The sequence below is a fragment of the Pseudomonas sp. Kh14 genome (assembly GCF_900291005.1).
Lineage (GTDB): Bacteria > Pseudomonadota > Gammaproteobacteria > Pseudomonadales > Pseudomonadaceae > Aquipseudomonas > Aquipseudomonas alloputida.
Genome location: NZ_OLKJ01000024.1, coordinates 148,162 through 172,408, shown reverse-complemented (window position 1 = coordinate 172,408; position 24,247 = coordinate 148,162). Strand labels below are relative to the sequence as shown.

Annotated in this window: 14 protein-coding genes; 9 read left to right on the top strand and 5 right to left on the bottom strand. The window is 62.8% G+C overall.

The annotated features are described in order from the left end of the window. Positions 1–27 precede the first annotated feature (27 nt). Positions 28–2,328, bottom strand: a complete 2,301-nt coding sequence (locus FQ668_RS11920) for a fatty acid cis/trans isomerase (RefSeq protein ID WP_026031868.1) — start codon at positions 2,326–2,328, stop codon at positions 28–30. A gap of 182 nt (positions 2,329–2,510) precedes the next feature. Here FQ668_RS11920 and metH point away from each other — a divergent pair, with 182 nt between their 5' ends. Then, a complete protein-coding gene (metH, locus tag FQ668_RS11910) occupies positions 2,511–6,218 on the top strand; it encodes a methionine synthase (protein WP_019437452.1) in 3,708 nt (1,235 codons plus the stop codon). Positions 6,219–6,387: 169 nt separating this feature from the next. Continuing rightward, the gene (locus FQ668_RS11900; protein WP_004573790.1) at positions 6,388–6,603 is read left to right on the top strand and encodes a DUF2970 domain-containing protein; all 216 of its coding nucleotides are present in this window, start codon (positions 6,388–6,390) and stop codon (positions 6,601–6,603) included. Positions 6,604–7,395: 792 nt separating this feature from the next. Here FQ668_RS11900 and FQ668_RS11890 read toward each other — a convergent pair. Beyond that, the gene (locus FQ668_RS11890; RefSeq protein WP_019437451.1) at positions 7,396–8,472 is read right to left on the bottom strand and encodes an ABC transporter substrate-binding protein; all 1,077 of its coding nucleotides are present in this window, start codon (positions 8,470–8,472) and stop codon (positions 7,396–7,398) included. Between the two features lie 213 nt (positions 8,473–8,685). Here FQ668_RS11890 and FQ668_RS11885 point away from each other — a divergent pair, with 213 nt between their 5' ends. Together FQ668_RS11885 and FQ668_RS11880 are read left to right on the top strand one after the other, a co-directional pair. Then, complete coding sequence (locus tag FQ668_RS11885; RefSeq protein WP_012052949.1) at positions 8,686–10,338, top strand: nitrite/sulfite reductase; 1,653 nt, start codon at positions 8,686–8,688, stop codon at positions 10,336–10,338. Continuing rightward, positions 10,322–10,816: a DUF934 domain-containing protein gene (locus tag FQ668_RS11880; protein ID WP_003250391.1), complete on the top strand. Its 495-nt coding sequence runs from the start codon at positions 10,322–10,324 to the stop codon at positions 10,814–10,816. The genes FQ668_RS11885 and FQ668_RS11880 overlap by 17 nt, the downstream gene beginning before the upstream one ends. A 46-nt stretch (positions 10,817–10,862) precedes the next feature. Here FQ668_RS11880 and FQ668_RS11875 read toward each other — a convergent pair whose 3' ends face one another. Further along, on the bottom strand, positions 10,863–15,050 hold the full coding sequence (locus FQ668_RS11875) for an NEL-type E3 ubiquitin ligase domain-containing protein (protein WP_019437450.1): 4,188 nt from the start codon (positions 15,048–15,050) through the stop codon (positions 10,863–10,865). Positions 15,051–15,254: 204 nt separating this feature from the next. Between FQ668_RS11875 and dkgB the strand changes: the two genes are divergently transcribed. From dkgB to FQ668_RS11850, 5 genes are all read left to right on the top strand, one after another. Beyond that, positions 15,255–16,058: a 2,5-didehydrogluconate reductase DkgB gene (gene dkgB, locus FQ668_RS11870; protein ID WP_014591634.1), complete on the top strand. Its 804-nt coding sequence runs from the start codon at positions 15,255–15,257 to the stop codon at positions 16,056–16,058. 5 nt (positions 16,059–16,063) lie between these two features. Then, positions 16,064–17,251, top strand: a complete 1,188-nt coding sequence (locus FQ668_RS11865; RefSeq protein WP_023389742.1) for an MFS transporter — start codon at positions 16,064–16,066, stop codon at positions 17,249–17,251. Positions 17,252–17,470: 219 nt separating this feature from the next. After that, entirely contained in the window at positions 17,471–18,703 is a 1,233-nt protein-coding gene (locus FQ668_RS11860) for an MFS transporter (protein ID WP_019437448.1), read from the top strand. Between the two features lie 36 nt (positions 18,704–18,739). Further along, complete coding sequence (locus FQ668_RS11855) at positions 18,740–19,513, top strand: helix-turn-helix domain-containing protein (protein ID WP_019437447.1); 774 nt, start codon at positions 18,740–18,742, stop codon at positions 19,511–19,513. A 142-nt stretch (positions 19,514–19,655) separates the two neighbouring features. Next, positions 19,656–20,804: a M14-type cytosolic carboxypeptidase gene (locus FQ668_RS11850; protein WP_019437446.1), complete on the top strand. Its 1,149-nt coding sequence runs from the start codon at positions 19,656–19,658 to the stop codon at positions 20,802–20,804. 76 nt (positions 20,805–20,880) lie between these two features. Here the strand turns inward: FQ668_RS11850 and FQ668_RS11845 are convergent, their stop codons facing one another. Both FQ668_RS11845 and FQ668_RS11840 read right to left on the bottom strand, forming a co-directional pair. After that, positions 20,881–21,852 (bottom strand): spore coat U domain-containing protein, encoded by a 972-nt coding sequence (locus FQ668_RS11845; RefSeq protein WP_014591639.1) that lies wholly within the window; start codon positions 21,850–21,852, stop codon positions 20,881–20,883. Next, positions 21,849–24,146 carry a fimbria/pilus outer membrane usher protein gene (locus tag FQ668_RS11840; RefSeq protein WP_026031866.1) on the bottom strand — a complete coding sequence of 766 codons (2,298 nt, stop codon included), beginning with the start codon at positions 24,144–24,146 and terminating at the stop codon, positions 21,849–21,851. The genes FQ668_RS11845 and FQ668_RS11840 overlap by 4 nt, the downstream gene beginning before the upstream one ends. Between the last annotated feature and the right edge of the window lie 101 nt (positions 24,147–24,247).

Genomic DNA, 24,247 nt, shown 5'->3' with positions numbered 1-24,247 from the left:
GGTACTAGGAATGGTCAGCCAACCCGATCAGAGGTTCTCGTAGCGGTTCATGTCCAGCACGCCCGCCTCGACCGGTTCGGTCTCCTTGATATAGCTGTTCAGGTCGTGGAAGTAGTGCCAGAACGCTGGGTGACTGCGGCGCACACCCCAGCGCATGACAATGCGCTCGAACTTCGCCTCGTCATCTTTGGCATACTCCATGTCCTCGACGAACTCCGGCACATCCGTGGTCGGGATGTTGAAGATGAAGTTCGGGTAGCTGCTGAGCACCCCCGGGTACAGGGTCAGGGTATCCAGCCCCGGCTGGTAGCGGTACGCCTCACCCAGCAGGAACGCCACGTTGCTGTGCGCGCGGTTGCGCAGCAGGCTGTACACCTGACGCTGGCCGCCCTGCCCTTCGATACGCAGCATGGTCGCCTCGGGCAACTGGTTGATCACCTTCAGCCCGGCCGCCGGGCGCGACACCAGACGGCTGAGCGACTGCTCGGCATTGCGGAACTCTTCGCTCATCTGCGGCCGTGAGCAGAACGCGCCCTGGCAGCGGTTGATCGGGTCCGGTGCGGCATTCAAGCTGCCGGTGCGCTGCAGCAGCTTCAGGCCAAAGTCGCGTTTGGGGTTGCGCGGGTCGAGCTTGATGCCGCTCGGGGTGTCGGTGTCGATGTCTTCATAATCCATCCACATCTTCACCTTGCCACTGTTCTGGTACCAGTCGCCAAGGATCGCCTTGCGCTGGTCGGCTGGCATCAGGCGCAGGAAGTTGACCTCGGCACCATTGCGGATCAGGTCGAAGTACAGGCGCGTCTGCAACTGGTGCGAAACGTTGCCATACACATCGAAGTTGACCGCCAGCTGGTAATAGGTGCGCTCGAACAACGGGTAGTCGAACAACCACACGGTCAGCGGCACATCCCCCACCAAGCCCTTGGTCACCGATGCGCTGTCGAAGTGGCGGAAGATGCTCAGCAGCGCGTTGTCGTTACCGGCCCACAGCGTCGACCATCTCGGTGCCGGCATTTCGGCATAGGCTTCACGGCGCAGTTTCTCGTAGTCGTTGCGCTTGTCACGATAGGCGTGCCACAGGCTCAGCACACTGCCCACGTCATCGATCTGACCAGGCATGGCCAGCAGCGGGGTAGCCTCGCCCCGGTACTCGGCATCGGTGACGTAGCGATCGAAGGCCGGCTCCTGGAACAGCGCCCAGAAGTTGTCGCGGATCACGTCAGTGGCAATCTGCCCGCGGCACACCGGGCCACGGATGAAGGTGCGCACGAAATACTCGGCGTTATCCAGCATGAACTGGTAGCGCGCCACTGCCGGGATCGCCTCGAAGGTTTCAAACGGATTGGCCCGGTGGCGCGGACCGTAGCCCGGAAGCGCGGCGGCATGCCAGTCGCCGGCATAGAACAGCTGCTTCACGCGCTTGAGCTTCTGCGGCCCCATCGGGTAGGTGATGTGCGTCTTGTGCACGATCACGCCCTGCACCGGGATCAACCGGTAGTAGAAGTCCGTGCCCGGCGGGTCGTTGGGGCGTCGGGTGGCAATGATATCGACCGGCTTGCCACTTGGCGTGCGCGAACGCACCCACTGGAAGAAGTGGCCCTGCTCGCCGCCAGCGAAATAGATGTGCGCCAAAAACAGGTGCTCGTACAGCCAGCGTCCCACCAGCGCCTCGGTGGAACCCGGGCGGTTGAGCAGTTCTTCCCACTCTGCGATCTGCCTGGCTTCGGCCGCGCTAGGCTGGATCGGCTGGTACTCCACCGGCGCACCGGCTGCCAGCCAGCGGCGCATGGTGTCGTATTCGTCGTCGGTCAGCCCGGTCACCGCCAGCGGCATGCCCTCCCTGGGGTGTGCGCCGGCATAGGCGTCGAACTCATGGGGCAACGGGCACATGTTGTTGCGGCTCAGGCCCAGGACGATCTCTTCGGGTAGCTTGGCGTTGGGCGTAAGCGGGGCCTTGTGGCCCAACTCCAGCATGCGCGCCATCAGCGCGGCCTGACCGCCCTGGTTGTCGAGCACCGAGTAGAAGCCCTTCTTGCGCCATTGCTCTTCGCTGTGGGCGTCGTAGAAAAGCCGCGTGGTGGGCACCGCCTTGCTCCGCTCGCCCTGGTACACCGGGACCTTGCTGGCCCCGCGTACCGCGCCTTCAGGGCTTTCCAGCTTGAGCTGGCAGGCGGCGTCGTTGCAGGCATGGCAGGCCACGCACTTCTCGGTAAAGATCGGTTGAATGTCCCGGGTGTAGGAAATAGCCGGGCTCGACTGGGGGGCCTGCCCGAAGACCGCGCCGCTGATGAGCAGGGCGAAGGCGCCGGCAAGGATACGATGCACCATGTGCGGAAAGTCCTGGTTCTTGAAAGCCATCACGATTTGTTGCCTGGTCGTCCTGGGTGCTTTGCGCTGCCTCCGCCGGCCCAACATGAGCAGTTTTCATGCAAATGGGCGACATGCCTAAAAACCGCGCAGCTTTGTTATGATTCGGCACCTTCTGATATTCGCCCGACCAGGTAGTTCCTATGTCCGACCGCAGCGCTCGTCTCCAAGCACTCCAGAACGCACTCAAAGAGCGCATCCTGATCCTCGACGGCGGCATGGGTACTATGATCCAAAGCTACCGTCTGGAGGAACACGACTATCGTGGCACGCGTTTTGCCGATTGGCCAAGCGATGTGAAGGGTAACAACGACTTGTTGCTGCTCAGCCGCCCCGACGTGATCGCCGCCATCGAGAAGGCCTACCTGGATGCCGGTGCCGATATTCTCGAAACCAACACCTTCAACGCCACGCAGATTTCCCAGGCCGACTACGGCATGGAGTCGTTGGTTTACGAGCTGAACGTCGAAGGCGCGCGCATCGCTCGCCAGGTTGCCGATGCCAAGACCCTGGAGACGCCGGACAAGCCGCGCTTCGTTGCCGGCGTGCTCGGCCCTACCAGCCGAACCTGTTCGATTTCCCCAGACGTCAACGACCCTGGGTTCCGCAACGTCACCTTCGACGAGTTGGTCGAAAACTACATCGAGGCCACCCGCGGCCTGATCGAAGGCGGCGCCGACCTGATCCTGATCGAAACCATCTTCGACACCCTCAACGCCAAGGCGGCGATCTTCGCCGTGCAGCAAGTGTTCGAGGAGGACAACGTCGAACTGCCGATCATGATCTCCGGCACCATCACCGACGCCTCCGGCCGTACCCTGTCGGGGCAGACCACCGAAGCGTTCTGGAACTCGGTGCGTCACGCCAAACCGATTTCCGTGGGCCTGAACTGCGCCCTCGGCGCCAAGGACCTGCGCCCGTACCTGGAAGAACTGGCGACCAAGGCCGATACCCACGTGTCCGCCCACCCCAATGCCGGCCTGCCGAACGCCTTCGGTGAGTACGACGAAACCCCGGCCGAGATGGCCGTGGTGGTCGAGGAGTTCGCCGCCAGCGGTTTCCTCAACATCATCGGCGGTTGCTGCGGCACCACCCCAGGCCATATCCAGGCCATTGCCGAAGCCGTGGCCAAGTACAAGCCGCGCGAGATCCCGGAAATCGCCAAGGCCTGCCGCCTGTCGGGCCTGGAACCGTTCACCATCGACCGCCAGTCGCTGTTCGTCAACGTCGGTGAGCGCACCAACATCACCGGTTCCGCCAAATTCGCCCGGCTGATCCGCGAAGAGAACTATACCGAAGCCCTGGAAGTCGCCCTGCAGCAGGTCGAGGCCGGCGCCCAGGTAATCGACATCAACATGGACGAAGGGATGCTCGACTCCCAGGCAGCCATGGTCCGGTTCCTCAACCTGATCGCGGGTGAGCCGGACATCTCGCGCGTACCGATCATGATCGACTCGTCCAAGTGGGAAGTGATCGAAGCCGGCCTCAAGTGCATCCAGGGCAAGGGCATCGTCAACTCCATTTCCATGAAGGAAGGCGTCGAGCAGTTCAAGCACCACGCCCGCCTGTGCAAGCGCTATGGCGCTGCCGTGGTGGTCATGGCCTTCGACGAAGTCGGCCAGGCCGACACTGCCGCGCGCAAGAAGGAAATCTGCCAGCGCAGCTATGACATCCTGGTCAACGAAGTGGGCTTCCCGCCAGAAGACATCATCTTCGACCCGAACATCTTCGCCGTCGCCACCGGTATCGAAGAGCACAACAACTACGCCGTCGACTTCATCGAAGCCTGTGCCTATATCCGCGATCACCTGCCCCACGCCCTGAGCTCGGGTGGCGTGTCCAACGTGTCGTTCTCGTTCCGTGGCAACAACCCGGTGCGTGAGGCGATCCACTCGGTGTTCCTGTATCACGCGATCCAGAACGGCCTGACCATGGGTATCGTCAACGCCGGCCAGTTGGAGATCTACGACGAGATCCCGGCCCAGCTGCGTGAAAAGGTCGAGGACGTGGTGCTCAACCGCACCCCGCATGGCACCGATGCACTGCTGGCCATCGCCGACGACTACAAAGGTGGCGGCGCAACCAAGGAAGTGGAAAACGAAGAGTGGCGCTCGCTGCCGGTGGAAAAACGCCTGGAGCACGCGCTGGTCAAGGGCATCACCGCGTTCATCGTCGAAGACACCGAAGCATGCCGCCAGCAGTGCGCGCGCCCCATCGAAGTGATCGAAGGCCCGCTGATGAACGGCATGAACGTGGTCGGCGACCTGTTCGGCGCGGGCAAGATGTTCCTGCCGCAGGTGGTCAAGTCGGCCCGCGTCATGAAACAGGCCGTTGCTCACCTGATCCCCTTCATCGAAGCCGAAAAAGGCGACAAGCCGGAAGCCAAGGGCAAGATCCTGATGGCCACGGTGAAAGGCGACGTGCACGACATCGGCAAGAACATTGTCGGCGTGGTGCTGGGCTGTAACGGTTACGACATCGTCGACCTTGGCGTGATGGTGCCAGCGGAGAAGATCCTGCAGACAGCCCGCGAGCAGAAGTGCGACATCATCGGCCTGTCCGGCCTGATTACCCCGTCGCTGGACGAAATGGTCCACGTTGCCCGCGAAATGCAGCGCCAGGGCTTCGAACTGCCGCTGATGATCGGTGGCGCCACCACCTCCAAGGCGCACACGGCGGTCAAGATCGAGCCCAAGTACAGCAACGACGCAGTCATCTACGTCACCGACGCTTCGCGCGCGGTCGGCGTGGCCACCCAGTTGCTGTCCAAAGAACTCAAGCCGGGCTTCGTCGAGAAGACCCGCCTGGAATACGTGGACGTGCGCGAGCGCACCGCCAACCGCAGCGCCCGCACCGAGCGCCTCAGCTACGCCCAGGCGATCGCTGCCAAGCCGCAGTACGACTGGGCCAGCTACCAGCCAGCGGTGCCCTCCTTCACCGGCGTCAAGGTGCTGGAAGACATCGATTTGCGCACCCTGGCCCAGTACATCGACTGGACCCCGTTCTTCATCTCCTGGGACCTGGCCGGCAAGTTCCCGCGCATCCTCACTGACGAGGTGGTTGGCGAGGCTGCTACGGCGCTGTACAAGGATGCCCGCGAGATGCTCGACAAGCTGATCGACGAGAAGCTGATCAGCGCCCGCGCGGTATTCGGCTTCTGGCCGGCCAACCAGGTGGACGATGACGACATCGAAGTCTACGGCGAAGACGGCCAGGCACTGGCCACCCTGCACCACCTGCGCCAGCAGACCATCAAGCCAGACGGCAAGCCCAACTGGTCGCTGGCCGACTTCGTCGCACCGAAAGACAGCGGCGTGACCGACTACGTAGGCGGTTTCATCACCACCGCCGGCATCGGTGCCGAAGAAGTGGCCAAGGCTTACCAGGACAAGGGCGACGACTACAGCTCGATCATGGTCAAGGCCCTGGCCGACCGCCTGGCCGAAGCCTGTGCCGAATGGCTGCACGAGCAGGTGCGTAAAGAGCACTGGGGCTATGCCCGCGACGAGCACCTGGACAACGAGGCGCTGATCAAGGAACAGTACAGCGGAATCCGCCCTGCGCCGGGCTATCCGGCCTGCCCCGACCACACCGAAAAGGAAACCCTGTTCCGCCTGCTCGATGGCACCGCCATCGGTGAAACCGGGCCAAGCGGGGTGTACCTCACCGAGCACTTCGCGATGTTCCCGGCGGCGGCGGTCAGCGGCTGGTACTTCGCCCATCCGCAGGCGAAGTATTTTGCCGTAGGCAAGGTCGACAAGGACCAGATCGAGCGTTACAGCGCACGCAAAGGCCAGGATATCAGCGTGAGCGAGCGCTGGCTGGCGCCTAACCTGGGGTATGACAGCTAAACGACTGCGTTGGCTTCTTCGCGGGCTTGCCCACACAGGTATGAAACAGCCCTCAAGGGCATTCATTTACCTGTCGGAACGGGTTTCCCCGCGAAGAGGCCGGCACGGGCAACCTCACAACCATTGCCTACACTGTCCCTGATTGCCTCTGATTTTCCCAGGAGCCACCATGGATGATTCCAGCCAGGGCAAACCCCCGACCTTCTGGCAGATGCTGCACAGCATTCTCGCTGCCGCCTTCGGCGTGCAAAGCGGCAAAAACCGCGCACGCGACTTCACCCACGGCAAGGCCAGCCATTTCATCGCGCTGGGTGCGCTGTTCACCCTGGTGTTCATTGCGGTATTGATCGGCCTGGTGCAGTTGGCCCTGCACCTGACCCGGTAACCTGTGCCGGCCTCTTCGCGGGTAAACCCGCTCCTACAGCGGCCTGTGTCCACCCTCGATCAGGTGTAGGAGCGGGTTTACCCGCGAATACGGTCGCGGCGGCAACGGTGAACGGCAGGTGGAAATTGGCCAGCAGGCCCGGCCCTTTCGCGGGTGAACCCGCTCCTACGACGGCCTGTGTCCAACCACCGACCTGTGTCCACCACCGATCTGTGTAGGAGCGGGTTTACCCGCGAATACGGTGGCGGCGACAACGGTGAACGGCAGGTGGAGATTGGCCAGCAGGGCCGGCCCTTTCGCGGGTGAACCCGCTCCTACGACGGCCTGTGTCCAACCACCGACCTGTGTCCACCACCGATCTGTGTAGGAGCGGGTTTACCCGCGAATACGGTCGCGGCCGCAACGGTGAACGGCAGGTGGAGATTGGCCAGCAGGGCCGGCCCTTTCGCGGGTAAACCCGCTCCTACGACGGTCCTGCGCCATTCTCAAGGGATATGTTTTCAGCGCGAAGAGGCGGCCACAGGCAATAATAAAGCGCCTGCGAGATTCCCTCCCGCAGACGCCCCTGCTACATCACGGTCTTGAGTTTCAAGTCACTGGTGGCTGACCCAATACACGGCAGTGACCACCACCAGAACGATCAGGCAGAGGATCGCCCAGGCATCGACACTGCTGTCAGCTTTGCGGACCTTGGTTGAGTTTCCCATTGCATTGCCTCTTGTAGTGGTTATGGGAATGCACTTCACCACCAGCAGTTAAGACGAGCAATGCCCTTCCCTCAAGCAGGGTCATTCAATATTCGACCGGAGACGCCAGAAACGGGTAACGGTACCCGGGCGGCCGCCCTTCGGCACTGTAACGCCGAAAATCGACGCCGTAGTCGTCCCTTTCCAACAGCTTCAGCCAGCGCCTGGCCTTGGCCTGATCGATTTCCTGCAATACCGGAACACGGCGCTCGCGCACGCCGTCGCGGTTCAACGCAAGCCCATGAGCGTCATCGTGCAACATCACCATGGCCCAACCGCCAAGGGTGAAATGCCCACCCATCAGTACGCTCAGGCGCCCATCGATACGCGCGCGCAAGGCTTCGGGCGAGCTGTTGACGGCAGCGAACAGCACGTCACGCCCCGGCGTGTGCCCGGCCTCCTCGAACGCCTGCATGGCACCAAAGGCCATCTGGTCATTAGCCGACCACACCAGCCGGGTGGCCGGGTAACGCTCAAGCAACTGTTTCGCTTGCTCGTAGGCGCGCTGGCGGCTCCAGCCGCCGTATACCACTTGCCGCAAGCGCACCTGAGGGAAATCGGCCAGGGCGCGGCGCATGCCCTCAACGCGCAACTGCGAGGCCGGGGTGGTCTTGACCCCGGCAAAAGCCACCAGGTCCACCGGACCTGCGTCGTGAGGCAGCTGTGCGAGCAACAGGTGCAACATCTGGAAGCCTGCCTGCTCGTCGTTGCTCATCAAGGTACCCAGTGGCTCGGCGTACTTGTCGGGCTGGCCCTCGATGCTGAGGCGCTGGCTGGCGGTCAGGCCATTGTTGACCAGCAGCAGCTTCACCCCGGTGCCACGCGACAGCCGCAGGATTTCCGGTGCCACATACTGCTCGTTCACCAGCACCAGGTAATCCGGCCGCTGCGGCGCGCTCAGGATCGCCCGGGCCTGGGTCAGTGCCAGGTCGGCTCGGCGCTCGCTGTATTGCACCTGCAGGGTCATGCCCAGCTCGTCCGCGGCGGCCTGCATGAAGCGGGTATAGCTGGTCCAGAATGTCTCGTTGGACAGCCCCGGGTTGAGGAACACCACCGAAGCCGGTTGCGCATTTGCCACCAATGGCAAGGCAAGGCACAAGCTTTGGCACAAGGCCTTGAGCATGGGGTCACATCTCTGCGAAGCAAACGCCGGATTATAAACGCATGGCGATGCTCAGCGCACAAATGGCAGTCAATCTCACATAGTCCATTTGGTTCTTTTCATATGCAAAAACATCACTTTAGCGCATAACCGCAACCTGCTATCGTTCCCCGGCTCCGTACCGGAGTGCGCGGCCGTGCGCGCGAATAGCTGCATGCCTGAGACAGGACTTTTATGTACGTATACGACGAGTACGATCAGCGGATCATCGAGGACCGCGTCAAGCAGTTCCGTGATCAGACCCGCCGCTACCTAGCCGGTGAGCTGAGCGAAGAAGAATTCCGCCCTCTGCGCCTGCAGAACGGCCTTTACATCCAACGTTTCGCGCCGATGCTGCGTGTCGCGGTGCCGTACGGCCAGCTGAACGCCAACCAGGTCCGCACCCTGGCAAAGATCGCTCGCGACTATGACAAGGGCTATGCCCACATTTCCACCCGCCAGAACGTGCAGTTCAACTGGCCGGCGCTGGAAGACATTCCGGACATCCTCGCCGAACTGGCCACCGTGCAGATGCACGCGATCCAGACCAGCGGCAACTGCCTGCGCAACACCACCACCGACCAGTTCGCCGGTGTGGCCGCTGACGAAATCGTCGACCCGCGCCCGTGGTGTGAAATCGTCCGTCAGTGGACCACCTTCCACCCGGAATTCGCCTACCTGCCACGCAAGTTCAAGATCGCCATCAACGGCTCGCAGGAAGACCGCGCAGCCATCGAAGTGCACGACATTGGCCTGGAGCCGGTGCGCAACGCTGCCGGCGAACTGGGCTTCCGTGTGCTGGTCGGTGGCGGCCTGGGCCGTACCCCTGTGGTGGGCTCGTTCATCAACGAATTCCTGCCATGGCAGGACCTGATCAGCTACCTCGACGCCATCCTGCGGGTGTACAACCGTTACGGTCGCCGTGACAACAAGTACAAGGCGCGGATCAAGATTCTGGTCAAGGCCCTTACCCCGGAAGTGTTCGCCGAAAAGGTCGAGGCCGAAATGGTCCACCTGCGTGGCGGCACCACCACCCTGACCGAAGCCGAAGTGCAGCGCGTATCGCGCCACTTCGTCGACCCCGAGTACCTCGCACTCGACAACGTCGACTACACCGCCCTGGATGCCGAGCACCCAGGGTTCGCCCGCTGGCGCTCGCGCAACACCCGCGCCCACAAACGCCCGGGCTACGTGGCTGTTACCCTGTCACTCAAGCCTACCGGTGTTGCCCCTGGCGACGTGACCGACAAGCAGCTGGACGCCGTGGCCGACCTGGCAGAACGCTACAGCTTCGGCTTCCTGCGCACCTCGCACGAGCAGAACATCATCCTCGCCGACGTCGAGCAGCGCCAACTGCACGCCCTGTGGCTGGAACTGCGCGAGGGCGGCTTCGCCACCCCGAACATCGGCCTGCTGACCGACATCATCTGCTGCCCGGGTGGCGACTACTGCTCGCTGGCCAACGCCAAGTCGATCCCGATTGCCGAGTCCATCCAGCGCCGCTTCGACGACCTGGACTACCTGTTCGACATCGGCGAAATCGACCTGAACATCTCCGGCTGCATGAACGCCTGCGGCCACCACCACGTGGGCCACATCGGCATCCTCGGCGTGGACAAGAAGGGTGAGGAGTTCTACCAGGTGTCGCTGGGCGGCAACGCCGCACGCGGCGCAAGCCTGGGCAAGATCCTTGGCCCGTCCTTCGCGCAGGATGACATGGCCGATGTGATCGAGAAGCTGATCGCCGTGTACGTCGAGCAACGTACCGAGGAAGAGCGTTTCATCGACACCTACCAGCGTATCGGCATCGACCCCTTCAAGGAACGCGTCTATGCAGCGAATCATTAAGAACAACCAGATCGTCGACGAAACCTGGCACCTGCTGCCCAAGGAAACCTCGTTCGACGAGCTGACCAACTGCGACGACTACATCGTGCCGCTGCAAATGTGGCGCGACCATGCCCACGTGCTCAAGGCCCGCGATGGCGGCCTGGGTGTATGGCTGGACAGCGACCAGGAAGCGGAGGAAATCGGTGAAGACGTGCACCACTTCCAGGTCATCGCGCTGAACTTCCCGGCATTCACCGACGGCCGCAGCTACTCCAATGCGCGCCTGCTGCGTGACCGCTACAAGTTCAAAGGCGAACTGCGCGCCATCGGCGATGTGCTGCGCGACCAGCTGTTCTTCATGGCCCGCTGCGGCTTCGACGCATTCGCCATCCGTGCCGACAAGGACCCGGAAGACGCGCTGCAAAGCCTGAAGGACTTCTCGGTGACCTACCAGGCCGCCACCGACGAACCGCTGCCGCTGTTCCGCCGCCGCTGATCGTCCCGCCCCAGCGAACGGCCCGCCTCTCGGCGGGCTGTTTCGTTCACAGGCCGTGGCGCTGGATTGCCTCACGGCTCAATTCAAGCAAAAGTTGCCGTTTCGCAACCTCACGCGCTGCGCAGATATGCTCGGTTTGGGCAAAGTAGTCGCCATCGCTCAACGTCTTCGACTGTTCGAGCAACGCATCCAGGCGCTGCTGAAAAGGCTCGTCCAAGCGGCTGAAGCGCGCTGCCTGCTGCTCGTGCAGGTAGTCCTGCCAGAAGGATCGATCTGCCAGCGCCTGCGCCAAGGCTTGTGGCGTTTCCTCCCGCAGCACCTCGTTGCGCGCGGCGTCCAGGTCTTCACGGCCAACCCCACTGAAACTCTCGTGCGACAGATAGCTGGGTTGGGCAGGAAGATCGAGGCTATCTGCCAGCCTGACGCGATAGGTCAGGTAAACCTCGATGGGATCGTTCGAAAAGTAATCGGCAATATGCCGCGCCGCAATCGCGTTGACTTTGTCCAGGCGGTACAACGAACGCCCCAGCCTGACCAGCGCTCGCTCCTTCTGCAACCCAGTACCGGCTGTTCCGGCCCTGACGACCATCGCGCCAATCTCCAGCTCGCTGAGCGTCAGCAGCAACTCGTCGCTGCAACTGCGCGGTCGGGCAACTTGCTCGAACAGGCTCGCCCGTACTTCAGCGTGCTGCTCGCAGGCTTCGAGGATATGCCACACACGCGCCTGAAGGTCGCGGGGTTGTGCGTGGTATTCACGCAGGACGCGTAAATCAGAGAAAAAGCGAAACAGATCCTGCGCCCCGGCTTCCTGGCTCAAGCGGTTCCAGATCGCCAATCGCACCTCGCGCTGGGCTGGCGTGAATCCTGAAAACCAAGGGGCTGCAGCGTTCGGGATCGAAGTGGCATGAGCTGCACGTCGACGCTCAGCGGCCCCTGCCGACGCCCTGGCCAACTGCAAGCGCTGCAGGGTTTCGTCCGAGAGTGGATTGTCGTGCAGCTCCAGGCCCCGCAACAAGCGAAGCGGCACTAAAGACAGCGCTTCAGGCAGCGTCTGGATCTGGTTGTCACGCATGTCCAGCAACTCCAGATTACCGTGCCTGGCCAGATCAGCGGGTAGATCGCCCAGCCCGGTGTTGCGCAAGGACAGCCGGCGCAGCAGGGGCAAAGACGCCAAGGGTGGCAGCAAACCGACCGGGTTACCGTTGAGCTCCAGGCGGCGCAGCTCCACAAGCTGGCTCAAACGCAGGTTATCCTCGCTGGAAAGCACGATCTGATTGCCACCAAGGCGCAGGTTTTTCAATTCGGTCAGTTGCTCGATACCTGCAGGAAGGCGCGTCAGCCGGTTGTTCCGCAAGTCCAGGTTGCGCACCTTGCTGAAGCGACCAAGAAAGCCCGCATCAAGGCTCGTCACCTGCATATCGCGCAGGGTCAGGTGCGTGATGTGGTCAAAACTCACATTATCAGGCAGGGCCGGCAGGTCACCCACCCGCTCACCCACGAGGGTCAGGTGGTGGTCACCCGCCACCTCCCCTGGGGTAAAACGCTGCCAGCTTGCCGTAATGCGCCTGGCAACCTTGATACGACGCAGGCGGCGAACAATGTTCAGCTCTGCGTCATTTCGCCAGGCTAGCAATGCCTGCTTGAGGCTGACCTTGGCCTGTAACAGTTGGCTGACATGGTTCCACGGGTCCACCCCCCGCTGCGCCAGGTCTTGCAGGTAGACCTCCAGCTGCTCACTGCTCATCACCGGGAACACGTGGCTCAACGTGCGCCGCAGTGCCTGGCGGGTCCCTGTCAGGCGGCCACTGAGCGGGTAGCCCAAACGCCCATCGAACAACCGCACAGGTGGGCGAATCCCCTGCCCCACACGGGCCAGCCCAATCATTCGGGCCGCCGCTTCACGGTCAGCGAGTGCCTCACGCCCAAGCCGCTCACCCAGTGCGTCATCCGTCATCTGGCTAATACCAAGCAACTGTCGCTGGCGGCTGTCCAGCTGCCGTCTCAACGTCTGCAGCAACCCACCCCTCCCCGCGGCAGGCAGCTCAACGTTGACCCCAGCTGACCAAGGGGCGATGGCATCGATCAGGCCCAGCGCGAGCTTACCGGTATCGTCATTTTCTGCCGCAGCCTGGCGCAACCCTGCGCAGGCACGGTCTATCCGACTGTCGCGTATTGCCCAGCGTGCACGTTCCGCCAAGGCCAAGGGCACCCGGCCTGCGCCCGTCAGGCTCTCCATCTCGACACTGCTGGCCCCCTCGACGATTTCCCGTGCGCAGCGGTGGGAAAGGCCTGGGAAGTCCCGCATCAAGACCCGGTCTGCTGCTTGCGGGCTGATCTGTCGCTCGTTGAAGACCTCCTCGAAAGCCTCACCTCGCAACGCCGGGAAATCATGGTGCAATTGCTGGCGCTCGATGGCATCGAGCAAGCGTGCCGGCGGAGGCGCATTTTCCAGTAACAAACGGCGCAGGCAGTCAGCATCGAAACCGGTGGTCTGCAACGCCACGGATACCACCTCATCGGGCACCTGCGCCGTGCGACTGGCAAGGCGGCGCACCATGTAGGCGGCGTCATGCCAGCGCTGCGGTTGTTCGAACTCATGCACCCATCCCCCGGCACCATTGTGCTCAAGTGCCGGTACGTAGGCCTGTGGCCTCGATGGGTGATGAATACGCCATGCGCCATCGTCCCCTTCGCTCACTTCATAGACAGCATCGTGCAGGCGCCTCAGCGAGCGACCAGTTTCATTCACGGCCTGTCCTACCATCAGATCGACGCCCTCACGCTGATAGCCCGACAAGGACGGATCACACAGGCGCAACTGACCATCGCCCAGGCTTACCGGCACCAAGGCATCCACCTGGGCCACTCGCTGGGCCAGCTTGCCAAGTGCCGTCGCCCCGGCCGTCGTAACCGCCGCCATCACAACCGTGTCGGCCACGTTGAACAAGTGGCCCAATGCGGCGTCGCGATCACCCAACTGCCAGTCCTGGTAGCCTTCGTACACCTCCCCCGCCAATTGCACGACCGTAAGCCCCAGCAGGGCCTGCCCCAACACAGGCACAAACAGCGCTGCCAGGCCTGCCACGCTCAACCCCAAGTCCAGATAGCCCTGCAAACGTGCGCGACGGTCGGCGACATCTTCATCCTCTGTCGAAACCGCCAATACCCGTGCGTCATCCAGCATTTTGTCGATCCGGGCTTGGCGCAGCGCGACGAACACATCGCCCTCGATCGCAAAACAGCGGCCATCCAGCTCAAGCGGAAGAACAGTATTACCGTGGCTGAGCAGCGCACTCAGGGCCACACAGAAGGCGACGCGATCACGCTCTGCGATGAAGCGCTGGAAGTAACGCCGATAGGCTTCATTACGCAAGCGTATGCCAAGGGTCATGTACAGCAGTTCCCAGCTGGTGTGCCAACTCACCGGGGCATACGGGTCCTCAGGCAACCACGCGATAACGCCAAGCAGGCGGGCGTTCTGACGCACTTCGATCACCACTGCGCCAATAACCTTCTTGCCCAACAGCCGCAGGCTGTGACACTTCAACACGGTGTTGTCGGCTGGCAGGAAAGACCCTGTGCCCACAACCTGGGTGATCCACTGACAGGTCTGCTCATCGATTTCACCCTTGATCCTTGCGGCGATTGCAGCAAGCGCCAGGTTGGCGCTCATCGCGTCCTCCAGGGTGCTCTCGACGGCCGCCCCCTCGCCTTCAAGCTTCGCTTGCAAATGGCTTTGATAACGCCTGCCGATATCAAGGTCTCTGCAAAGGCGGACAAAGGCTTGCGCACTTAGCGGCAGCAGGTGCCCGCTAGCAGTGACCAACTGCGACCCGGCCGCGAACCAGCCAGGCTGCATTTCCTTTTCGTGGAAGTTATGCAGTGCCGCCGATAGCAGGGTCTGGGTGCTGACGATGCGTGTCGATGTGCTTGGCAAAGCAGGAGATATCGACGGTTTTGGCTGCAGGGTCACCAGCCTGAGCTGTGCCTGGCGTAGGTCTACCTGCCTGATCGAATGGGCCTCAAGTGCTCTTTTGAGCAACGAATCGGCAAACTCATCCAGGGGGGTTATGGCCCCTAGCCAGGCGTCGACTTGGTCCTGCGCCTGCTGTTGGCGCAAAGCAGCGGCGCGCAGCCTTGTCAGCTCTTGGGCAGACGCGCGCTTGAGCCAGCCTGGCAGCTGACGGGCAATCAGCGCATCGATGGAATCGGCAGGTATTACGGAACGGGTCATGGGCAGCCTCAACGCTTGATAAAAAAGCGCTAGCTGAACAAGGTTCCAATCCCCTCTGGCCCTATTTATGTAGTGAATGCACAGCTTGAAAATGTATTTGTGCCTACAGGTCAAATGACTTTGGCGCCGTAGTGGCTTATTCGCTGCCGTTCAAACCTGCACACTGGGCACGACATGATCCTCCCCCTATTCAGGAGCAACCCCATGAGCGTTCCTTCCTTCGGCCTCGGCACCTTCCGCCTCACCGGCCAAACCGTCATCGACTCGGTCAAGTCTGCCCTGGCAGTCGGCTACCGCGTCATCGATACCGCCCAGATCTACAAGAACGAAGCCGAAGTGGGCCAGGCCATCGCCGAAAGCGGCGTACCGCGCAGCGAGCTGTTCATCACCACCAAGATCTGGGTCGACAACTACGCCGCCGACAAGCTGATCCCCAGCCTGCGTGACAGCTTGCAGAAACTGCGCACCGACTACGTCGACCTGCTGCTGATCCACTGGCCAGCGCCGGGCAATGGCGTAGAACTGCCCGAGTACATGAAGGCCCTGGCCGACGCCAAGCAGCAAGGCCTGGCTCGCCAGATCGGCGTTTCCAACTTCAACATCGAGCTGACCAGGCAAGCCATTGCCGTGGTCGGCAAAGGGGAAATCGCCACCAACCAGATCGAGCTCAGCCCCTACCTGCAGAACAGCAAGCTGACCGCGTTCCTCAAGGAACAAGGGATCACCGTGACCTCGTACATGACCCTGGCCTACGGCAAAGTGCTGAAAGACCCGGTGCTGGCCCAGATCGCCGCCAAGCACAAGGCTACCGTCGCCCAGGTTGCCCTGGCCTGGGCCCTGCAACTGGGCTATGCAGTGATCCCGTCGTCGACCAAGCGTGAAAACCTGGCCAGCAACCTCCTTGCCTGTGGCCTGACGCTGGACACCGACGACATGGCACGTATCGCCAAGCTGGAGCGCAATGGCCGCGAGGTCAGCCCTGACGGCCTGGCGCCAACCTGGGACTGACACCGATGACGGCTCAAACAATGACACCCGGCCGCGTGCTCTTCGCGTTGGCCATTGGCGCCTTTGGCATCGGTACTACCGAGTTCACCCCGATGGGGCTACTGCCAGTCATCGCCCAGGGCGTGGAGGTGAGCATCCCCAGCGCCGGCATGCTGATAACCGCCTATGCCATTGGCGTGATGGTCGGCGCGCCGATCATGACCTTGCTGTTCAGCCGCTTTGGGAAACGCGCTGCGCTGATGGCGCTGATGGCCATCTTCACCCTTGGCAACCTGCTGTCGTCACTGTCGCCGGACTACTACACCCTGCTCGCTTCGCGACTGGTCACCAGCCTCAACCATGGTGCGTTCTTCGGCCTGGGAGCCGTGGTGGCAGCCAGCGTGGTGCCCAAGGAGAAACAGGCCAGCGCCGTGGCCACCATGTTCATGGGCCTGACTATCGCCAACATCGGCGGCGTGCCGGCCGCCACCTGGATCGGCCAGCAGATTGGCTGGCGCATGGCATTTGCCGGTACCGCCGTACTCGGCCTGCTGGCCATGGCCGCGCTGTGGTACGCCCTGCCCAAGGGTGAACGCGGCAGCGTGCCGCATGTGCGCAAGGAACTGGCGGTCATTGCCCGCCCCAGCGTGCTGCTGGCAATGGCCACCACCGTGCTCGGTGCCGGCGCCATGTTCACCTTGTACACCTACCTGGCGCCAGTGCTGGCCGAACTGACCGGTGCCTCGGACAGCTTCGTAACCTTGGCGCTGGTACTGATCGGGGTTGGCTTCACCCTTGGCAACAGCCTGGGTGGCCGCCTGGCCGACTGGTCGCTGGATGGCGCGGCGAAGATCTTCCTCGCCGTGCTGGCGCTGATCATGCTGGCGATGCCCCTGGTACTGGGTAGCCACATCGGCGCTGCCATCGCCCTGCTGGTCTGGGGCATGTTCACCTTCGCCGTGGTACCGCCGCTGCAAATGCGCGTAATGACTGCCGCCATCGAGGCGCCAGGCCTGGCATCGTCGATCAACGTGGGTGCGTTCAACCTGGGTAACGCCGTGGGCGCGGCGCTGGGTGGTGCGGTTATCAGCCTGAACCTGGGCTACGCCGCCGTGCCAATGGCCGGAGGTGTGCTGGCGGCTGCGGGGCTGTTGCTGGTATGGCTGGGCGGGCGCAACAAGGTCGCCGGCAAGACCGCAGCCGATATGGCCTGAAGGCAATCAGCTGCAGGAGCGACCCATCGCGACACCAGGCCGCTCCTGCACACGGGCTGTAATGATGAAAGGCCGGCCGCCAGCGTGCTCTGTCAGGCTGCGGGCACGGATGCCCGAAACGCGATATTGGCTGCCTGTTCGGCGTGAGACAGGCAACCTCGGCACTGGATAACCTGCTGCGGCAACGCCTTGTTCCCTTGCCCTAGAAGAACCTTGCCCATGACAACCTACGCCGCCTCCGTAGCCGCCGCCACGCCTGCCGACCAGCCTCAGGGCTTTGTCGTGCGCATCGTCGGTGCTGCTGCATTCGCCCACCTGCTCAACGACCTGATTCAAGCCGTACTGCCATCGATCTACCCCATGCTGAAAAGCGATTTCGCGCTGAGCTTTGCCCAGATCGGCTGGATCGCCTTGGTGTATCAGGTGACCGCTTCCCTGCTGCAACCTTGGGTCGGCATGTTCACCGACAAGCACCCGCAACCGTACCTGCTGCCTGCCGGCATGCTGGTGACGCTGGTGGGCATCGCCCTGCTCGCCTTTGCCGGCAGCTATGAAATGCTGCTGGTGGCCGCCGCCGTGGTCGGCGTGGGTTCGGCCACCTTCCACCCAGAGGCCTCGCGGGTGGCCAGAATGGCCTCCGGCGGGCGCTTCGGGACCGCGCAATCCACCTTCCAGGTCGGCGGCAATACCGGCTCGGCCCTCGGCCCGCTGCTCACTGCTGCCATCATCATTCCGCACGGCCAACCGGCCATTGCCTGGTTCATGCTGGCCGCTGCGCTGGCTGTTCTGGTGCTGCTGCGGGTGACAGGCTGGAGCGTGCGCCACGGCCAGGCCCGGCTCAAGACCTTCGCTGGCCAACAGGCCCCCGGCCTGTCGCGGGGTGCCATGTGGCGCGCTGTGGCGGTGATCGCCGTGCTGATGTTCGCCAAGTTCGTCTACATCGCTTCGTTCACCAACTTCTTCACCTTCTACCTGATCGAGCATTTCGGCCTGAGTGTGCAGCACAGCCAGCTGTACCTGTTCGTGTTCCTCGCAGCCGTTGCGCTGGGCACCTTTGCCGGTGGCCCGGTGGGTGATCGCATCGGGCGCAAGGCCGTGATCTGGGTCTCGTTCCTCGGTGTGGCGCCCTTCGCCCTGGCCCTGCCCCATGCCAACCTGGCCTGGACAGCCGTGCTGGCGGTGGCCATCGGCCTGGTGATGTCCTCGGCATTCGCTGCCCTGGTGGTGTATGCCCAGGAGGCGGTGCCAGGCCGGGTCGGCATGGTTTCGGGGGTGATGTTCGGGCTGATGTTCGGCATCAGCGGCGTGGGCGCAGCCGGCCTGGGCGCACTGGCCGACCGGCATGGCATCGAGTGGGTGTACCAGGCCATTGCGTTCCTGCCGCTGCTCGGGCTGGCCACCGCCTTGCTACCGGCCACCCGCTCGCAGGCCCGCCCTGGCCGTTGCTGCTAAAGTGGCGCTGCCAGGCTGCTTCGATACGAGGTCACGATGGTAAAGCCGCAGCGTGAATTGCTGGTGGAGGTCGATGAGTGGACCTGGGAAGTGGGTAGCCGTGCGACAGACTACCCAAGCGACTGGTTCATCGAGCCCCATAGCCATACCAAGCATCAACTGATCTATGCCATCAAAGGCCTGATGATCGTCGAGTCCGGAAACGAATGCTGGACTGTGCCACCCAGCCGAGGTGTGTGGATGCCTTGCGGCCAGGTGCATGCCATTCGCTGTGTCGGCGACGTGAAGATGCGCAGTGTGTTCGTGCGCATCGACGCGGCAACGGGCCTGCCCCTGCAGAGCAAGGCCATCAGCATCTCGCCGCTGCTCAGCGAACTGATCAAGGCCTCGGTGGGCTTCACCGCACCCTTTGCCGAGGACTCGCGCGAAGCCCGGGTCATGCGCCTGATCCTCGACGAAATCTGCGTACTGCCGACCTTGCCGCTGAAGCTGTCGCAGCCCAGCGACCAGCGCCTGCGGGTGATCTGTACGGCATTGCATGAACGGCCCGAGGATAACGCCACCGTTGCCGACTGGGGCCTGCGACTGGGGGTGGACGAAAAGACCATCCAGCGGTTGTTCCGCAAGGAAACCGGCATGACCTTCGGCCAGTGGCGCCAGCAGGCGCGGCTGATGCAGGCACTGGAGCGGATTGCCCTGGGCGAGCGAATCATCGATGTGGCAGGGGCCTTGGGCTATGACAGCCCAAGTGCCTTCGCCAGCATGTTCAAACGCCAGTTCGGTACCACGCCCAGTCAGTTCTTCAAATAACCTGACGTTCACACCTTTGCCGGCCGTTGGCTCGCGGCATACCAGCTGCCCGCCAACGGCTCGCCCTGCCTGATCTTGCACAGCATCCCTGCCAAGCCGTATACAGTACCCCTACAACAATGCCCGCAAAGGAGCCCGGCACATGACCGTGACGCTGTCCCCCCTGCAGATCGACTGCGCATTCGATTCCGGCAACATCCAGGTACTGGATGCCAGCAACCCGGCCCAGGTACACCTGGCCATCCGCCCGGACACCCAGAGCGGCCACTACCAGTGGTTCCACTTCAAGGTCAGCGGGCTCACACCGGGGCAGGTCCATCGCTTCAGCCTGGACAACGCTTCTGGCTCCTCGTACAAGAACGCGTGGAGCGGCTACAACGCTGTGGCCAGCTACGACCAGCAGCGCTGGTTCCGCGTGCCAAGCCAGTTCGACGGTACGGCGCTATCGTTCGAGGTCAAGGCTGAACAGGACCAGATCTGGTTCGCTTACTTCGAGCCCTACCCGCGGGCCCGCCACAACCAGCTGATCGAGCGTGCCCGCGAACTCCCGGGGATCGAGTTGCTGGCCAGCGGCCGCAGTATCCAGGGCCGCGATATCCCGCTGCTGCGGGCAGGTGACGGTGCCGAAGGCAAGCGCAAGCTGTGGCTGATTGCCCAGCAGCACCCGGGCGAGCACATGGCCGAATGGTTCATGGAAGGCGTGATCGACCGCCTGCAGGCCAACGATGCGGTGGTCCAGCAATTGCTGGCAAAGGCCGACCTTTACCTGATCCCCAACATGAACCCCGACGGCGCCTTCCTTGGCCACCTGCGCACCAACTTCAAGGGCAAGGACCTCAACCGCGCCTGGCAGGACGCCAGCGTCGAATTCAGCCCGGAAGTGTTCTTTGCACAAGCGCAGATGAAGCAGTACGGTGTGGATGCCTTCATCGACGTGCACGGTGACGAAGAGATCCCCCACGTGTTCACGGCCGCATGCGAGGGCAACCCGGGTTACACCCCTCGGTTGGCCAAACTCGAAGAGCAGTTCCGTAGCACCTTGTGCAGTCTGACCCGCGACTTCCAGACGGTGCATGGCTATACCCGTGACGAACCCGGACAGGCGAATACGACGCTGGCCTGCAATGCGGTGGGCATGGCCCATGACTGCCTGTCACTGACGCTGGAGATGCCGTTCAAGGACCATGACGACGCGCCCGATGCAGTCACCGGGTGGTCGGGGGCGCGCTCAAAGGCACTGGCCGGCGCGGTGCTGGAGACCCTGGCAAGCATGGTTGGCGATTTGCGCTGAACCTCGTCTTGCGCAGCCCCTGCAGGAGCAGCCCGTCGCGACACGCGGCGGTTGCTTCGGGGGTATTGACCGCCGTTCAGAACTGCACATCCAGTATCACACTGTCGGTATAGGTCGCAGCCGGCGGTGTCGCCTGATCGGTATAGACCTTGGCGTTGTAGTTGAACACCTGGCTACCCGTGCCGGTACCCACGCCGGGGTTGATGTCGGCATCTGTACTGGAACGCCTGGCAGCCCCTGACGCCCCCCAGCGCACGGTGCCGGCACTTTTGAAAATGTCATAGGCCAGGTAGTTGTTGGCCGAAGACTTCATCCGCCGCCGCCCACCGGACACGTTCTGCCCGTCACCCAGCCCTACCGTGTAGCTGCTGCCCTTGGTGCATGACACGTTTATGCCCTGGCTCACCGTGCCGAACCCCGCCACCACCGGCGCACTGGCGAAGCTGATGTCAGGCGTGGTGATCTGGCAATCGTTGGTCACCGTCAGGCTCACGTTCAAGAGCTGGCTACCCGAGCCGATGTCGCGCCCAAGGCATATCCCTAACGCGCCAATCCCCGAGCAATAATCCCAGCTCCAGGCCACGGTCAGGGCCTCTTGATACAACCCGGCCGCGACATTGCTGCCAATCTGGGTGCGCATGTAGATCGGCACCGCCTTGGGCGTGGTACCGCCGAGCAGCCCCAGCAAGTCGAGGATGCCGTTGCGGGCGAAGTCGTAGGCCACACCCCGGGTAATCGGGTAGCGGGTGGTGTTATCGGCATACAGCGTGTAGGGAATGACATCGCCTGTCGGGCCGACCAGCCCGCCCGAGGCGGGCGTGATCGTGGCGTAGAAGTGATCACCGCTGCTGAGCACGGTCAGTAGTGAACCGGTGCACTGCAACCCGGAGTTGAGGCTGGAAGCCGTCTGTACCGTGTTGCGAACCTGCGTTGAATTAAGGCTGCCAAACGCTGCCGGCAACGTGGCCACCGATGAGCAAAGCGCCCAGACCGTACTGCTCGGCAACAGCAGCACGCTCGCCACCAGGCCCCGCCGCCAGGCATTCATCGGCACACCAACGGACCAATCAAAGGGACCGAGCCTTGCGCTTCGGGCAGGTCGAACGCCACTTCGCAATGCCCACCCCCTTCAAGCGCCACCTGAAGGCGGTTATGCAACGACAGGTTCTCCAGGTATACCAGCCCGTCCCATCCCACCACCGCCTGGGTGCCACTCTCTGCGTGGGTAACACGGCTACCCAGTTTGAGCACCTGCTGATTGCCATCCACCAATTCAACACTGGCCGCCATGACGCGCTTGAGGGGGAATTCCAGCAAGTAGCCACTGCCCCGTCGTACCGCCACACGCTGCTCAACGTCCGGCGCGAGGACATCCGGTGGTAGGTTCATGGGATCGATCTCGTACTTACCCCGGTAGTAACCGCTGCTGTAAGGCACCAGCAAGTGCCCCTTGGCATCGGTACGGCCGATTTCCTGGTTTTCATAACGCACCGGCACATCCGCGTAACCTGCGGTGCTGACCACCACGAAGGCATCATCGATACGGTTGGCGGCGAACACGCCGGCATCCATCCACACCAGAGAACCACTGGCGTCGGCCCAGCGGGTCATCTCGCCGCTGCTGCCATACACACCGGCCTGCAATTGCACCGATTGCAGGCGCCAGGTGACGTCGGCCTGGCGATAGGCATCACGGTCGCTGCCTGCGGCATACCCAAGGTTGTAACCGACGCCGACACCCGCTGGCACCGCACGGCTGTAGTTGACCCGTTGCAGGGTCTCGCCTTCATTGCTGCGTTCCATGCTCAGCGCCAAGGTGCCGTGCAAGTCGAACGGGATCACCAGTTGCGCCTGCACCGCCCACTGGCTGTCACCCACTTCACGGTTGGCCGACAGGTACACACTGCTGCTGCCCCACAGCGGCTTGCTGTAGCTCAGGTTGATCAACCGGGTACGCGTACCGTCACCGGCGCGCACGTCGAAGTAGCCAGCGCCAATGCTGCCGTACTCGTTAAGGTTGACACTGAGGGTGACCTGTTCGCTGCTTTTGCTCAGTTGCATCTCCGCAGAGCCCACCCGGCTCAGGTCGGCATAGTCGCCGTGGCGTTGCAGGCGCTGGTAACCGAAGCCGATGCGCTGGCTGTTGTACTGGTAGCCAAGGGCGACCTGGTGCCCCTTTTCGCCATCGAACCGGCTTTGCGCCAAGGCGGCGTTGAGCACGCCGAAGTTGCCCACGCGCATGTTGCCACCCAGCCCACCCAGCATCAGCGACTCAGCCGTTTCGGCGTGGGTTTCCAGGGTGAAGATGTCACTGAGCCCATAGCGCAGGCTGCCCGAGGCGATACCCGGTCCATAGCTGAAATCACGTACGCCGTAATCACGGCGCAGGCTCCCGGCGGCCACCGAGTAGTCCGACAGGCCCTTCTGCAGCAGGCTGCTGGTGACATAGAACGGCAAGGTGGTCGACACCTGCCGGCCAAGGGCATCAGTGGTGACCACCACCGCCTCCCCGGCACCGTTGATGAACGGCACATTGGTCAGGGTGTAGGGGCCTGGCTGCAGTTCGGTGGTACTGGACTTGAAACCGTTGATGAACAGGTCAAGCGACGTCGGCACCGCCGCTTCACCGGCGAACGCAGGCAACGGGTAAGTGACAAGATCAGGACGCGCAGCGAAGTCGCGTGACAGCTGCACCCCACCCACTCGCACCGAACTGCTCCAGGGCAAGGCACCCGTCACGAAGTCACCGGCTTCGTAGGTCAGCAGGCGCTGCTCGTCGGTGAAGCGCCAGGTGGTGTCGTAACGCATGAAGCCACGGCGGGTATCGTCCGCCTGTGCGCCATTGAAAGACTGACGCCACTGCCCGGTGCTGGAAAAGGTACCCCAGCTGTCGAACAGGCGCAGCTCGTTCCAGGCGGCCAGGTAGGTACCGCCTTCATCGGTGTCGTTGAGATACAGGTCGTAGTTGAACAAGGCGCCGAAACTGCTGCGCGCATCGCTGGCCGGGTAAAGGTTGCGATCACCCACTTGCTGTTCTGGCAACCAGGCTGGCGGCACTTGCAGCAGCAGGCGCTGGTTCTGACTGTCGTAGTCGGTGTGTAGCCCCGCGATGCTGTCCAGGGCCACCTCCCCCTGGGGATTGCCCGGCAGCGAAACGCCGGCTGCACGCAATACGTCGCTGTCCAGATACAACCGCCCGGCCCGCTGCTGCACCGGTATCAGGTCAACCCTGGGCATCTGGTTCACCACCAGGTCGAGGTAAAGGGTGGCCTCGGCGATGGCGGACATCTCCGTGGGCGGTGGGGGCAAGTCGTCGGCCAGCACCAGCGCGGGGCTGACCATGGCCAGCCCCAGGCACCAGCGGCACGTCGTCGCCGGGAGCCACTTCACACACGGTTTCCAACCATTGCCGGGTCCTCCTTGGCCCCTGCACTTCATTCAGC

Excerpts from the sequence above, each read along its gene's own strand:
- FQ668_RS11920 (WP_026031868.1), bottom strand. The coding sequence starts at position 2,328 with ATGGTGCATCGTATCCTTGCCGGCGCCTTCGCCCTGCTCATCAGCGGC.
- metH (WP_019437452.1), top strand. The coding sequence starts at position 2,511 with ATGTCCGACCGCAGCGCTCGTCTCCAAGCACTCCAGAACGCACTCAAA.
- FQ668_RS11900 (WP_004573790.1), top strand. The coding sequence starts at position 6,388 with ATGGATGATTCCAGCCAGGGCAAACCCCCGACCTTCTGGCAGATGCTG.
- FQ668_RS11890 (WP_019437451.1), bottom strand. The coding sequence starts at position 8,472 with ATGCTCAAGGCCTTGTGCCAAAGCTTGTGCCTTGCCTTGCCATTGGTG.
- FQ668_RS11885 (WP_012052949.1), top strand. The coding sequence starts at position 8,686 with ATGTACGTATACGACGAGTACGATCAGCGGATCATCGAGGACCGCGTC.
- FQ668_RS11880 (WP_003250391.1), top strand. The coding sequence starts at position 10,322 with ATGCAGCGAATCATTAAGAACAACCAGATCGTCGACGAAACCTGGCAC.
- FQ668_RS11875 (WP_019437450.1), bottom strand. The coding sequence starts at position 15,050 with ATGACCCGTTCCGTAATACCTGCCGATTCCATCGATGCGCTGATTGCC.
- dkgB (WP_014591634.1), top strand. The coding sequence starts at position 15,255 with ATGAGCGTTCCTTCCTTCGGCCTCGGCACCTTCCGCCTCACCGGCCAA.
- FQ668_RS11865 (WP_023389742.1), top strand. The coding sequence starts at position 16,064 with ATGACGGCTCAAACAATGACACCCGGCCGCGTGCTCTTCGCGTTGGCC.
- FQ668_RS11860 (WP_019437448.1), top strand. The coding sequence starts at position 17,471 with ATGACAACCTACGCCGCCTCCGTAGCCGCCGCCACGCCTGCCGACCAG.
- FQ668_RS11855 (WP_019437447.1), top strand. The coding sequence starts at position 18,740 with ATGGTAAAGCCGCAGCGTGAATTGCTGGTGGAGGTCGATGAGTGGACC.
- FQ668_RS11850 (WP_019437446.1), top strand. The coding sequence starts at position 19,656 with ATGACCGTGACGCTGTCCCCCCTGCAGATCGACTGCGCATTCGATTCC.
- FQ668_RS11845 (WP_014591639.1), bottom strand. The coding sequence starts at position 21,852 with ATGAATGCCTGGCGGCGGGGCCTGGTGGCGAGCGTGCTGCTGTTGCCG.
- FQ668_RS11840 (WP_026031866.1), bottom strand. The coding sequence starts at position 24,146 with ATGGTCAGCCCCGCGCTGGTGCTGGCCGACGACTTGCCCCCACCGCCC.